General features: G+C 62.8%; 11 protein-coding genes. 7 read left to right on the top strand and 4 right to left on the bottom strand.

What is annotated here, in order from left to right:
- Positions 1-81 precede the first annotated feature (81 nt).
- The 3 genes from BLT86_RS14045 (at position 82) to clpB (ending at position 4,121) form a co-directional block, all read left to right on the top strand.
- On the top strand, positions 82-567 hold the full coding sequence (locus BLT86_RS14045; RefSeq protein ID WP_017675357.1) for a glutathione peroxidase: 486 nt from the start codon (positions 82-84) through the stop codon (positions 565-567).
- A gap of 132 nt (positions 568-699) precedes the next feature.
- Complete coding sequence (locus BLT86_RS14040; RefSeq protein ID WP_017675356.1) at positions 700-1,437, top strand: nitroreductase family protein; 738 nt, start codon at positions 700-702, stop codon at positions 1,435-1,437.
- 119 nt (positions 1,438-1,556) lie between these two features.
- A complete protein-coding gene (clpB, locus tag BLT86_RS14035) occupies positions 1,557-4,121 on the top strand; it encodes an ATP-dependent chaperone ClpB (protein ID WP_017675355.1) in 2,565 nt (854 codons plus the stop codon).
- 200 nt (positions 4,122-4,321) lie between these two features.
- Here clpB and dld read toward each other — a convergent pair whose 3' ends face one another.
- The 3 genes from dld to BLT86_RS14020 all read right to left on the bottom strand — a co-directional run bounded on the left by dld (position 4,322) and on the right by BLT86_RS14020 (position 8,955).
- Positions 4,322-6,034: a D-lactate dehydrogenase gene (dld, locus tag BLT86_RS14030; protein ID WP_017675354.1), complete on the bottom strand. Its 1,713-nt coding sequence runs from the start codon at positions 6,032-6,034 to the stop codon at positions 4,322-4,324.
- A 4-nt stretch (positions 6,035-6,038) separates the two neighbouring features.
- Positions 6,039-7,178: an FMN-dependent L-lactate dehydrogenase LldD gene (gene lldD / locus BLT86_RS14025; RefSeq protein ID WP_017675353.1), complete on the bottom strand. Its 1,140-nt coding sequence runs from the start codon at positions 7,176-7,178 to the stop codon at positions 6,039-6,041.
- An 82-nt stretch (positions 7,179-7,260) separates the two neighbouring features.
- Positions 7,261-8,955: an L-lactate permease gene (locus BLT86_RS14020; protein WP_017675352.1), complete on the bottom strand. Its 1,695-nt coding sequence runs from the start codon at positions 8,953-8,955 to the stop codon at positions 7,261-7,263.
- Positions 8,956-9,250: 295 nt separating this feature from the next.
- Between BLT86_RS14020 and BLT86_RS14015 the strand changes: the two genes are divergently transcribed.
- Complete coding sequence (locus tag BLT86_RS14015) at positions 9,251-10,018, top strand: FCD domain-containing protein (protein WP_017675351.1); 768 nt, start codon at positions 9,251-9,253, stop codon at positions 10,016-10,018.
- 170 nt (positions 10,019-10,188) lie between these two features.
- On the opposite strand, the gene smpB is transcribed toward BLT86_RS14015, so the two are convergent.
- Positions 10,189-10,671, bottom strand: a complete 483-nt coding sequence (gene smpB, locus BLT86_RS14010; protein ID WP_017675350.1) for an SsrA-binding protein SmpB — start codon at positions 10,669-10,671, stop codon at positions 10,189-10,191.
- A gap of 127 nt (positions 10,672-10,798) precedes the next feature.
- On the opposite strand from smpB, the gene BLT86_RS14005 reads away from it, so the two are divergent.
- The 3 genes from BLT86_RS14005 to BLT86_RS13995 are packed head-to-tail and all read left to right on the top strand — an operon-like array spanning position 10,799 to position 12,950.
- A complete protein-coding gene (locus BLT86_RS14005; RefSeq protein WP_092377440.1) occupies positions 10,799-12,202 on the top strand; it encodes a sodium-dependent transporter in 1,404 nt (467 codons plus the stop codon).
- Entirely contained in the window at positions 12,203-12,637 is a 435-nt protein-coding gene (locus tag BLT86_RS14000; protein ID WP_055987035.1) for a type II toxin-antitoxin system RatA family toxin, read from the top strand.
- Positions 12,630-12,950: an RnfH family protein gene (locus tag BLT86_RS13995; RefSeq protein WP_017675347.1), complete on the top strand. Its 321-nt coding sequence runs from the start codon at positions 12,630-12,632 to the stop codon at positions 12,948-12,950. Before BLT86_RS14000 ends, BLT86_RS13995 begins: the two co-directional genes overlap by 8 nt.
- Positions 12,951-12,967: the final 17 nt, after the last annotated feature.

Below are 12,967 nucleotides of genomic sequence, written 5' to 3'. Positions count from 1 at the left end.
TGGCGGCTTGCCCAAACGCAGCTGCCTCGAGGATTACAGGGCCTTGCGCCCGCTGCACTGAATTCGCTGAGGAAGTTCGTCATGAGTGCCTTTCACGATCTCAATCTACGCGCGCTGGATGGCCAGGAACTGCCGCTGGCGCCCTACAAGGGCCAGGTGGTGCTGGTGGTGAACGTCGCCTCCAAGTGCGGCCTGACGCCTCAGTACGCGGGGCTGGAAAAGCTCTATCAGCAGTACAAGGGCAATGGCTTTACCGTGCTCGGGGTGCCCTGCAACCAGTTTGCCGGTCAGGAGCCGGGCAGCGAGGACGAGATCCGCTCGTTCTGCAGCCTCAACTATGGCGTGACCTTCCCGCTGGGCAGCAAGCTGGAGGTCAATGGCCCAGGTCGCCACCCGCTGTATCGCCTGCTGGCGGGCGAGGGCGCCGAGTTTCCGGGCGATATCACCTGGAATTTCGAGAAGTTTCTGGTCGGCCAGGATGGCCGCGTGCTAGCGCGATTCTCGCCGCGCACCACGCCGGATGATCCTGCACTGATCCAGTCCATCGAGAAAGCGCTCGGCCTCTAGGTCTTGGCTCCTGCGTCCTCGAGCAGAGGCGCAGGTGAGGCTGATCAGCCAAATCCACGGCCATTTCCTCCCATCCTCTTGTTCGCAAAGTCGCCCGGCTGCTTAATCGGGCGACTGCCGAGGAGTGCGCCCATGACCAGCTTTCTCAACGAGCAAACACCCGCCATGGCTTCGCCGGCCGAACTGCGCGCGCTGATCGAAAGTCGCCGCGCGGTACGCCGCTTCACCCCCGAACCGGTGCCGGAGGCGGTGATTCGCGATTGCCTGGAGTTGGCCGTGCTGGCGCCAAATTCCTGCAACCTGCAGCCCTGGAGTTTTCAGGTGATTCGCGATCCGGCGCTGCTGGCGCAGCTGCATCCGGTATGCATGAGCCAGAACGCCGCCCGTGCACCTTTGATCATCGCCGTGCTGGCGCGCCCGGACACCTGGCGTCAGGCCTGCCGCAACGTCATCGATTACTGGCCGGAGGCCGAGGTGCCGGCGCGCATCCGCAGTTTCTACAGCAAGACCGCGCCCTTCCAGTACAACCAGGGGCCGCTGGGCTTACTGGGTTTGTTCAAGCGTCAGCTGGTGCGACTGATGGGTGTGCGCAAACCCTTGATGCGCAAGCCCAACAGCAAGGCCGACATGCGCCTGTGGGCGGTTAAGTCGACGGCGCTGGCGGCGGAGAACCTGATGCTGGCCTTCCAGAGCCATGGCTATGCCACCTGTCCGATGGAAGGCTTCGACGAGCCGCGCCTGCGTCGTGTGCTGGAGATCCCGCGTCAGGCCATCCCCATCATGCTGCTGGCCGTCGGGCGCCAGGGCGAGAAGGGCGTCTACAACCCGCGCCTGCGCTTTCCACTGGAGCAGCAGGTGATCTGGCGCTGATCTGGATCAAGTCGTCACGTCTTGAATACGGCGTAATCGTCCTTATCTAGTCTTCATCTCGGTGGGTTTCGTTTTTCGGGGATGTTGTCCCGGCCCGCCACTCTGGAGGAAGGACATATATGCGTATCGATCGTTTGACCAGCAAGCTGCAACTTGCACTCTCCGATGCCCAATCACTGGCGGTGGGCATGGACCACGCCGCCATCGAGCCGCTGCACCTGATGCAGGCGCTGCTCGAGCAACAGGGCGGTTCGATCAAGCCGCTGCTGATGCAGGTCGGCTTCGACATCAATAGCCTGCGCCAAGGGTTGACCCGCGAGCTGGATCAGCTCGGCAAGTTGCAGAACCCCACCGGCGACATCAACCTGTCGCAGGATCTGGCGCGTCTGCTCAACCAGGCCGACCGCCTGTCACAGCAACGCGGCGACCAGTTCATTTCCAGCGAGCTGGTGCTGCTTGCCGCCATGGACGAGAACACCAAGCTTGGCAAGCTGCTGCTCGGCCAGGGCGTGTCGAAGAAGGCCCTGGAAAATGCCATCGCCAACCTGCGCGGCGGCCAGGCGGTCAACGACCCCAACGTCGAGGAGTCGCGCCAGGCGCTGGACAAGTACACCGTCGACCTGACCAAGCGTGCCGAAGAGGGCAAGCTCGACCCGGTGATCGGCCGTGACGACGAGATTCGTCGCACCATCCAGGTGCTGCAGCGCCGCACCAAGAACAACCCGGTGCTGATCGGCGAGCCCGGTGTGGGCAAGACGGCCATTGCCGAAGGCCTGGCCCAGCGCATCATCAATGGTGAAGTGCCCGACGGCCTGAAAGACAAGCGTCTGCTGTCGCTGGACATGGGCTCGCTGATCGCTGGCGCCAAGTTCCGCGGCGAGTTCGAGGAGCGCCTGAAGGCGGTGCTCAACGAACTCTCCAAGCAGGAAGGGCGCATCATCCTGTTTATCGACGAGCTGCACACCATGGTCGGTGCCGGCAAGGCCGAGGGCGCCATGGATGCCGGCAACATGCTCAAACCGGCCCTTGCCCGTGGTGAACTGCACTGCGTCGGTGCCACCACGCTGGACGAGTATCGCCAGTTCATCGAGAAGGACGCCGCACTGGAGCGCCGCTTCCAGAAGGTGCTGGTGGACGAGCCGAGCGAGGAGGACACCATCGCTATCCTGCGTGGCCTCAAGGAACGCTACGAGGTGCACCACGGCGTGACCATCACCGACGGCGCGATCATCGCCGCGGCCAAGCTCAGCCATCGCTACATCACCGACCGCCAGTTGCCGGACAAGGCCATCGACCTGATAGACGAGGCCGCCAGCCGCATCCGCATGGAGATCGACTCCAAGCCGGAAGAATTGGACCGCCTGGATCGCCGCCTGATCCAGCTGAAGATCGAACGCGAAGCGCTGAAAAAGGAAGACGACGACGCGGCCCTCAAGCGTCTGGAAAAGCTCAAGGAAGATATCGCCCGCCTGGAGAAGGAATACGCCGACCTGGAGGAAATCTGGAAGTCGGAGAAGGCTGAGGTACAGGGTTCGGCGCAAATTCAGCAGAAAATCGAGCAGGCCAAGGCCGATCTCGAGGCTGCGCGGCGTAAGTCTGACCTGCAACGTATGGCCGAACTGCAGTACGGCATCATTCCGGATCTGGAGCGCAGCCTGCAGATGGTCGACCAGCACGGCAAGGCTGAGAACCAATTGTTGCGCAGCAAGGTCACCGACGAGGAGATCGCCGAAGTCGTTTCCAAGTGGACGGGTATTCCGGTGAGCAAGATGCTCGAAGGCGAGCGCGAGAAACTGCTGAAAATGGAAGGCTTGTTGCACCAGCGGGTGATCGGCCAGGACGAGGCGGTGGTGGCCGTGGCCAACGCCGTGCGCCGCTCCCGTGCAGGATTGGCTGATCCGAACCGGCCGAGCGGCTCGTTCCTCTTCCTCGGCCCGACCGGGGTGGGCAAGACCGAGCTGTGCAAGGCGCTGGCCGAGTTCCTCTTCGATACCGAGGAGGCGCTGGTGCGCATCGACATGTCCGAGTTCATGGAGAAGCACAGCGTCGCTCGCCTGATCGGCGCGCCGCCAGGCTATGTCGGTTATGAAGAGGGCGGTTACCTGACCGAGGCGGTGCGTCGCAAGCCCTACTCGGTGGTGCTGATGGACGAGGTGGAGAAGGCCCACCCGGACGTGTTCAACGTGCTGCTGCAGGTGCTCGAGGACGGCCGTCTGACCGACAGCCATGGCCGCACTGTGGACTTCAAGAACACCGTGATAGTCATGACTTCCAACCTTGGCTCGGCGCAGATCCAGGAGCTGGTGGGCGACAAGGAAGCGCAGCGCGCGGCAGTGATGGATGCGGTGAGCAGCCACTTCCGTCCCGAGTTCATCAACCGTATCGACGAGGTGGTGGTGTTCGAGCCGCTGGGCCGTGAACAGATCGCCGGTATCGCCGAGATCCAGTTGCAGCGTCTGCGTGGTCGTCTGGCCGAGCGTGAGCTGAGCCTGGAGCTGACCCCGGAGGCGCTCGACAAGCTGATCGCCGTCGGTTACGACCCGGTGTACGGCGCGCGTCCACTCAAGCGCGCGATCCAGCGCTGGATCGAGAACCCGCTGGCGCAGCAGATACTCGCCGGCGATTTCGCCCCGGGCGCGATGGTGCATGCCAAGGTCGATGGCGAGGAGATCGTCTTCGCCTGATCGGTTGCCGCGTCAACATAAAGGCCCGCCAAATTGGCGGGCCTTTGCTTTTGTAGCCCGGATGAAATCCGGGGAGTCGGCGTCAGATTTTCCCGGATTGCATCCGGGCTAGGGTGCAGCGGAGCTATTGTGGGAGGGGCTTCAGCCGCGAACGTCGCCGCTGAAGCGCCTCCCACATCCGTAATAGCGGCTTCAGCGTCCTAGCAACAACCACCCCAATGCTTCTTCTTCGAGGTATGGCCGATGCCGGGGTTGAAGGTATTGGTCGGGTCGAGTTCGCGGTAGAACCCCGCCAGTGCCGGCTTGGCCACATAGAGATGGCCAACGTTGTGCTCGGCCGGGTACTCGGCGCGGCGTTCGTCCAGCAGCTTCCACATGGCATGTTCCATGGCGAGCGGGTCATTACCCTTCTTGACGATATAGTCCTGATGGAACACGTGGCAGAAGAAATGCCCGTAGTAGAGCTTGTGGATGATCTGCTCTTCCATCTCCTGCGGCAGCGTCTCGACCCAGTCGCGGTCGTTGCGGCGCAGGGCGATGTCCAGGGCGAGGATGTCCTCGACACTGCTGCGGTGCGACTCGCGGTAGCGGATCGCGGCACCGGCCACGGCGAAGCGATGCAGGAAGGCCTTGCGTCCCTCATCGGCATCGCATTCGAAATAGGCGCCGCTGGCACTGCCGGTGAAATACTCGCTCAGGAAGCTGCGCGTCTGTTCCAGCGTGTCGTTGGATACACGCACCAGCAGGTGATGCTCAAAACGGTCACGGTACTCGCGCATGCGCACCGGCAGGTGGCTGGGCAGCAGGTTCATCAGGGCCTGGATCACCTTGTCGGTCACGCCACGCAGGCCGAAGCGCTCGAAGAAACCGTCCACCCGGCTCTTCATGGCGAAGGCAGCCGGCACCTTGGACGTACCGAACTTGTCGATCACCAGAAAGGTGTCCTTGCCGTATTTCTCGCCGATGTCGAAGGCGGTGCGGTGGATGTATTCCCCGGCAATCGGCAGGCGCGGCAGTTCGGCCAGCAGGTGGCGGCGCACTTCGGTCAGATCGTGCGGGTCGTTGCTGCCGATATAGAACACCGTGCTCGGCTCTTTCGGGAAGGTGTCCAGGCGCACCGCGAACAGGCACAGTTTGCCGGCCGAACCGGAGGCTTCGAACAGGCGCGACGGGTCGGCGTTGAAGCGCGCCGGGGTGTCAGCATCGACGTCGCGCACGTGCTCGCCGTAGCGCGCGTCGGAGGCCTTTGCCGTCTCTTCGTTGCGCACCTGCTGCGGTGTGTAGTCGCCGCTCTGCAGGCGGGTGAGGATTTCCTCCGGATCGTTGCCCAGCTCGATCCCCAGGTGGTTGACCAGTTCCAGCGAACCGTCATCTTTAACCTGTGCATACAGCGCTAGCTCGGTATAGGCCGGGCCACGGCGCACCAGGGCGCCGCCGGAGTTGTTGCAGATGCCGCCGAGTACCGAGGCGCCGATGCAGGACGAGCCGATCACCGAGTGCGGTTCGCGATTCAGCGGAGCCAATGCCTGTTCCAGGCGATCCAGGGTGGCGCCGGGCAGGCACACCACCTGCTCGCCATCGTTGATCAGTTGTACGCCGGTGATGCGCAGGGTGCTGATCAACACGATCTCGCGGTCGTAATCGGCACCGTCGGGGGTGGAGCCGCCGGTCAGGCCGGTATTGGCCGCCTGCATGATGACGATGCGATCGGCCGCCACCGCCGCCTGCAGAATGCGCCACTGCTCCAGCAAGGAGCCTGGGCGCACCACCGCCAGCACGTTGCCTTCACCCGTACGGTGGCCCTTGCGGAAACGCCGTGTGGCTTGTTCGTCGGTCAGCACATGGCTGCTGCCGACGATCTGGCGCATCTGCGTCAGCAGGGCGTCACGGGTGATGGAGGCGGCAGCAGTCATTGGCTCAACGCTCCTTTACCAGCAGATCCGGAGTGATTTCGGCGATGGACTTGGCGCCTGTCAGCACCATGGCCACGCGCATTTCCTTCTCGATCAGGTCGAGCAGATTGCTCACGCCAGCACCACCGGCTGCGGCCAGGGCATAGAGGAAGGCGCGGCCGAGCAGCACGGTATCGGCGCCAAGGGCGAGCATGCGCACCACGTCGAGGCCGGTGCGGATGCCGGAGTCGGCGAGGATCTTCAGCTCGCCCTTGACCGCGTCGGCGATGGCCGGCAGGGCGCGGGCGCTGGACAGCACGCCGTCGAGCTGACGGCCGCCGTGGTTGGAAACGATGATGCCGTCGGCGCCGAAGTTCACCGCATCACGGGCGTCTTCCGGGTCGAGGATGCCCTTGATCACCATCGGGCCGTCCCAGAAGTCGCGGATCCACTCCAGATCCTTCCAGGAGATCGACGGGTCGAAGTTGGCGCCCAGCCAGCCGATGTAGTCCGCCAGGCCGGTCGGGTTGCCGCGGTAGGCGGAAATGTTGCCCAGGTCATGCGGCTTGCCCATCAGGCCGACATCCCAGGCCCACTGTGGGTGAGTCATGGCCTGCAGCATGCGGCGCAGCGCTGCGTTCGGGCCGCTCATGCCGGAGTGGGCATCGCGGTAGCGGGCGCCGGGCACCGGCATGTCGACGGTGAACACCAGGGTCGAGCAGCCGGCGGCCTTGGCGCGCTCCAGTGCGTTCTTCATGAAACCGCGGTCTTTCAGCACGTAGAGCTGGAACCACATCGGCCGGTCGATGGCCGGAGCCACTTCCTCTATCGGGCACACCGACACGGTGGACAGGGTAAAGGGAATGCCCTTGGCCGCTGCTGCCTTGGCCGCCTGCACCTCGCCACGGCGGGCGAACATACCGGTCAGGCCAACCGGCGCCAGGCCTACCGGCATCGACATCTTTTCGCCGAACAGCTCGGTGGACAGGTCCAGTTCGGACATATTCTTCAGCACGCGCTGGCGCAGTTCGATGTCCGACAGGTCGGCGACGTTGCGGCGCAGCGTGTGCTCGGCGTAGGCGCCGCCATCGGCGTAATGGAACAGGAAGGGCGGCAGCCTGCGTTGAGCGGCGGCGCGATAGTCGGTCGAGGCAGAAATGATCATGGGCTCATCCTGTTGCTGAAAAGGGGAAGCGTAGCCTTACGGCAAATGCCCCGACGATGTCGGGGCGGGCACTACCAGTCGATCAGTGGGGCATCAGCGGATCGCTGACACCCAGCACATAGATCGCGACCATTGCGATGATGCCGGTGAACAGCAGGTAGTACAGCGTCGGCCAGATGGTCTTGCGCAGGGTACTGCCTTCGCGGCCGAGCAGGCCAACGGTAGCCGAAGCTGCGACGACGTTATGGATCGCCACCATGTTGCCGGCGGCGGCACCAACGGCCTGGACCGCGACGATCAGCGCGCTGGAGATACCCAGGCTGCTGGCCACGCCGAACTGGAACTGGCTGAACATCATGTTGCTGACGGTGTTGGAGCCGGCGATGAAGGCACCCAGGGCACCGATGCTCGGGGCCAGCAGCGGATAGATGCCGCCAACGCTGTCGGCCACCCAGCGGGCCATGAGGATCGGCATGCTGGCCAGCTCGGCGCCGTTGACGCCGGAGTTGATTAGGATGCGCACCATCGGCACGGTGAACAGCAACACGAAGCCGGCGCTGAGCAATACGCTGGACGATTCTTTCACCGCCTTGCCCAGGTCACGTACCTTCATGCCATGCAGGAAGAAGGTGGCCAGGACCACGGCGACCAGAATGCCACCCGGCAGGTACAGCGGCTGGAAGTTGGCGCTGACGCCGACTTCGCCGAGCAGGTCGGGGAAGTTCACCACCACTGCCTTCAGCGCGTTGCCGACTTCCGGGAACACGCGGCTTATCACCAGCAGGGCACCGACCAGCACATAGGGCAGCCAGGCGCGCAGTGCGCTCATCGGTTTGGCAGTCAGCTCGTCCAGTTTCATCTCGACGCTGCCCAGCCACTCGCTCGGCCATTTGTCCGCCGGGGCGAAGTCCCAGGTTTTCTTCGGTACCAGGAAGCCGAAGCGGGCAGCGCTGGTGACGATGGCCAGGCCGATCAGGCCGCCCAGCAGCGACGGGAATTCCGGACCGAGGAAGACGCCGGTGAAGACGTACGGCACTACGAAGGCCAGACCGGCGAAAATCGCGAACGGCATGACCTCCAGGCCAGCTTTCCAGCTTTTCTCCTGGCCGAAGAAACGGGTCAGCATCATTGCCATGATGACCGGCATGACCACGCCAACGGTGGCATGGATGATTGCCACTTCACTGGTGATCAGTTGCAGGAACTGCGCCCAGGAAGAGCCCTGTTCGACCAGCTGTGCACCGATGGTGGCGGTATCCAGGCCGGTATTGAGGCCGACGATGATCGGCGTGCCGACGGCGCCGAAGGATACCGGTGTGCTTTGTACCAGCATGCCCATCAACACCGCGGCCATGGCCGGAAAACCGATGGCGACAAGCAGCGGAGCCGCGATGGCGGCTGGTGTACCGAAGCCCGAGGCACCCTCGATGAAGCAGCCGAACAACCAGGCGATGATGATCGCCTGGATGCGGCGATCAGGGCTGATGGTGGTGAAGCCGGCACGAATGGCGGTAATGCCACCGGAGTGCTTGAGGGTGTTCAGCAGCAGGATGGCGCCGAAAATGATCCACAGCAGGCCGAGGGTGATCAGCAAGCCTTGCAGGGTAGAAGCCAGGACGCGGTTGAAGGTCATGTCCCAGGCGAACAGGCCTACAGCAGCAGTCACCAGGTAAACCAGAGGCATGGCGTGTTTGGCCGGCCAGCGCAGACCGATCAGCAGCACGGCAGCGAGCAGAATCGGCGAGAACGCCAGCAGGGCGAGAATTCCGTTGGACATTGGGTCTTACTCCACACGAGCGCACAACTGGCGCGGCAGGGATGAGGCGTGATCGAACAGGCTTGCAGCGCGTAGGGCTGTCATGGCGTGACCTCGATGGTTTGTTGTTCTTGTTGGCTAAATTGGTAATACCAATTTACAAAGTAGCGGGCTCAGGTTAAAAGTTGCTCAATAGACTGTCAAATCGAGAGGCTAAGACTTTGGTCGTAGAGTGCTTGCTTGTTCAGCGAAGAAGGGCGCTATAGGCTTGCCCTGTGAGGCCATCGGCCTGGTCAAACCAATGGAGATGTGGGTAATGGAAGTAGGTCAGGTGCGGCAGCGTCGTCTCTCTGATGACATCGTCGCGCAACTGGAAACCATGATTCTCGAGGGCACCTTGCGTGTCGGTGAGAGGCTGCCTGCAGAACGTGCGCTGGCCGAGCAGTTTGGTGTGTCTCGTCCGTCCCTGCGTGAGGCGATCCAGAAACTGGTGGCCAAGGGGCTGCTGGTCAGTCGCCAGGGCGGCGGTAACTATGTCGCCGAATCACTCGGCTCGACCTTCAGCGACCCGCTGTTGCAACTGCTGGAGCACAAGGAAGACGCCCAGCGCGATCTGCTGGAATTTCGTCACACGCTGGAAGGCTCCTGCGCCTACTACGCGGCCAGGCGCGCCACCGATATCGATCGGCAGCGCCTCACCGAAGCGTTCGAAGCCTTGCAGGATTGCTACGCGCGAGTCGGTAAGGTGACTCGCGCCGAGGAGGGGGCGGCCGATGCGCGTTTTCACCTGGCGATTGCCGAGGCCAGCCACAACGCCGTTCTGCTGCACACCATTCGGGGTTTGTTCGACCTGCTCAAGCGCAACGTGGTGACCAACATCGGTGGCATGTATGCCCAGCGCGAAGAGACCCGCGACATGCTGATCGGGCAGCACCGCGCGCTGTACCAGGCAATCATCGAAGGTCGCGCGGAAGACGCCCGCGAGCTCTCCAATCAGCATATCGATTATGTGCAGGAGGTGCTGTCGGAAGTGCAGTTGGAAGCCCAGCGCGTGGCGCGTGCGCAGCGCCGACTGGGGTTGTAGGCGCTACAGGCTGTACTGGAGCAGGGCGTGACTGGCGGCGATCCGTTGGCGAAGCAATACGCTGTTGAGTCCCAACGGAATGTTGTGGTGCCAGGTCTGGCATGGCGGACTGTTCGCTTGGGCTCCTGAGTCCGCCCTACGCCAACTTTGCCTGCAGCCTGTCGCCGCTTTTAGTCGTCCTTGCCCTTGCTGCGCATCGCACGTTGAACCTCACGGTCGGCGTCACGCTCTTTCTCGGTGTGGCGCTTGTCGAAGTCCTTCTTGCCCTTGGCCAGGGCAATTTCGCATTTGACCAGATGCTGCTTCCAGTAAAGCGACAGCGCCACGGCGGTGTAGCCCTTTTGCTGCACGGAGCCGAACAGCTTTTCCAGCTCGCGCTTGTTCAGCAGCAGCTTGCGCGTGCGGGTCGGGTCGGCGATGACATGGGTGCTGGCGGTTTTCAGTGGCGTGATGTGGCAGCCCATCAACCAGGCCTCATCGTCCTTGAGCAGCACGTAGCTGTCGACCAGCTGTGCCTTGCCGGCACGCAGACTCTTCACTTCCCAACCGGACAGCACCAGGCCGGCCTCGAACTTGTGTTCGATGAAATAGTCATGCAGCGCCTTCTTGTTCAGCGCGATGGTGCCTTGGGGATGTTTCTTTTGCTTAGCCATAGGGCGCGCATTATAGGGAGTCGTCCGCGCCTGCGCCATGGGGCTTTACCGAGCCAAACTTGAGCCCATGCCGCTAATCTCCGACAATGCGCGATCTTTTTTCCCGCAGTATGGGGTCTTGGCCGCAATGGCGAGCGACAAAGTTTCGATTCATGGTGCCTGGGCCAGTCGCTGGGTGTTCATTCTGGCGGCGACCGGCTCGGCTGTCGGGCTCGGCAATATCTGGAAATTTCCCTACATGACCGGGGTCTACGGCGGCGGTGCGTTCGTCGTCATGTACCTGTTCTGCATCGCCCTGGTGGGTGTGCCGATCATGCTGGCGGAAACCCTGATCGGCCGCCGCGGTCGGCAGAGTCCGGTCAATGCGATGAAGAGCCTGGCGATCGAAGCCGGAGCCTCGAAGCACTGGTCGCTGGCTGCGCTGATGGGGATGGTCGCTGCGCTACTGATCCTGTCCTTCTACAGCGTGGTAGCCGGTTGGTCGCTGGATTACATCATCGGCATGGGGCGTGGCGACTTCACCGGCATCAGCGCCGATGGGGCAGGTGCGGCGTTCGGCGGTCTGACCTCCGATCCGTGGCGACTGACCCTGTGGCACAGCCTGTTCATGCTGATCACTGCGTTCGTCATCGCCAAGGGGGTGGTAGCAGGGTTGGAGCGCAGCCTGCGCATCATGATGCCGCTGCTGTTCGTGTTGTTGCTGGTGCTGCTGGGCTACAGTTTCACCACCGGGCATTTCCGCGAAGGTTTCGACTTCCTCTTCCATTTCGATCCGAGCAAGGTGCAGGACGGCATTCTGGCGGCCATGGGCCATGCCTTCTTTACCCTGAGCGTGGGTGTCGGCTCGATCATGGTCTACGGCGCCTACATGCCGAAGAAGGCCTCGATAGGCGTCACGGTGCTGACCGTCGGTCTGCTCGATACCCTGGTGGCGCTGACGGCGGGGCTGGCATTGTTCCCCATCGTCTTCGCCGCGGGCCTGGAGCCGGGCGGTGGCCCGGGGCTGATGTTCGTCACCCTGCCGATTGCCTTCGGCAATATCGCTTTCGGTCAGGTGATGGGGCTGATCTTCTTCGTGCTAGTGGCTGTTGCCGCATGGAGTTCGTCGATCTCCATGTTGGAGCCGGCCGTGGCCTACTTCGTCGAAAAAACCGGGCGCAGTCGTGCGCAGGTAACCGCCGCGCTGGCGCTGTTGTGCTGGCTGGTGGGGATGGGCACGGTGCTGTCGTTCAACCTGTGGGCCGAGGCCAAGTTCTTCGTCTTCGCCGAGGACGGTTTCCATCTGTTGCAGTGGGGCGCCGAGGGCGGCAAGACGTTCTTCGACAGCATCGATTACTTCACCAGCCGTATCCTGCTGCCGCTGGGCGGTCTGTCTTTCGCCCTGTTCGCCGGTTGGGTGCTGAGCCGTGACGCTGTGCGTGAGGAGTTGTCCATCAGAAGCCCGCTGCTGTTCAATCTGGCCCTCTGGCTGATTCGCATCGTTGCGCCAATCGGCGTGCTGATCGTTTTCATTGCGGAGCTGAGCAAGTAAATGGCTACTCGAATCCAGCGTTCGGCGTTGCTGCCTTACCCGGCGCAGGCACTGTTTGATCTCGTCAACGATGTTGCCGGTTATCCGCAGTTTCTGCCCTGGTGCCGCGCCAGTGAGGTGTTGGAGGTCAGCGAGACGCACATGCTGGCCAGTCTCGAAGTGGCCAAGGGCAGCATTGGTCAGCGCTTCGTCACGCGTAATGTGTTGCAGCCTGGGCAGCGTATCGAAATGAACCTGCAGGAAGGGCCTTTCACCAGCCTGCATGGCGTCTGGGAATTCAAGGCGCTGGGTGACAAGGCCTGCAAGATCAGCCTGGACCTGACCTTCGACTATGCTGGGCCACTGGTGCGTGCCACGCTGGGTCCGCTGTTCAATCAGGCGGCCAATACCATGGTCGACGCCTTCTGCCAGCGAGCCAAGCAGCTATATGGATAAGCCCAGTATCGCCATCGAAGTGGTCTATGCCCTTGCCGAACGGCAGAAACTCCTGCGTCTGTCCGTACCGGCCGGCACCACGGTGCGCGAGGCCGCGCTGCGTTCTGGTATGCAGCAGTTCTTTCCGGAGCTGGATCTGAGCCAGGCGCCGCTGGGCATTTTTGGCAAAGCGGTAGGCAAGCCGGAAGAGCGAGTGCTGGAGGAGGGTGAGCGTGTCGAGATCTATCGGCCGCTGATCGCCGATCCGAAGGAAGTGCGCAAGCAGCGTGCGGCCAAAGCCAAGGCCAGGGAAGAAGGCGAGGAGTCGAGCTAACCCGTCAGCTCGTTAGG

The organism is Pseudomonas sihuiensis (assembly GCF_900106015.1).
Classification (GTDB): Bacteria; Pseudomonadota; Gammaproteobacteria; order Pseudomonadales; family Pseudomonadaceae; genus Aquipseudomonas; species Aquipseudomonas sihuiensis.
This window is presented reverse-complemented; position numbering and strand designations above follow the sequence as displayed.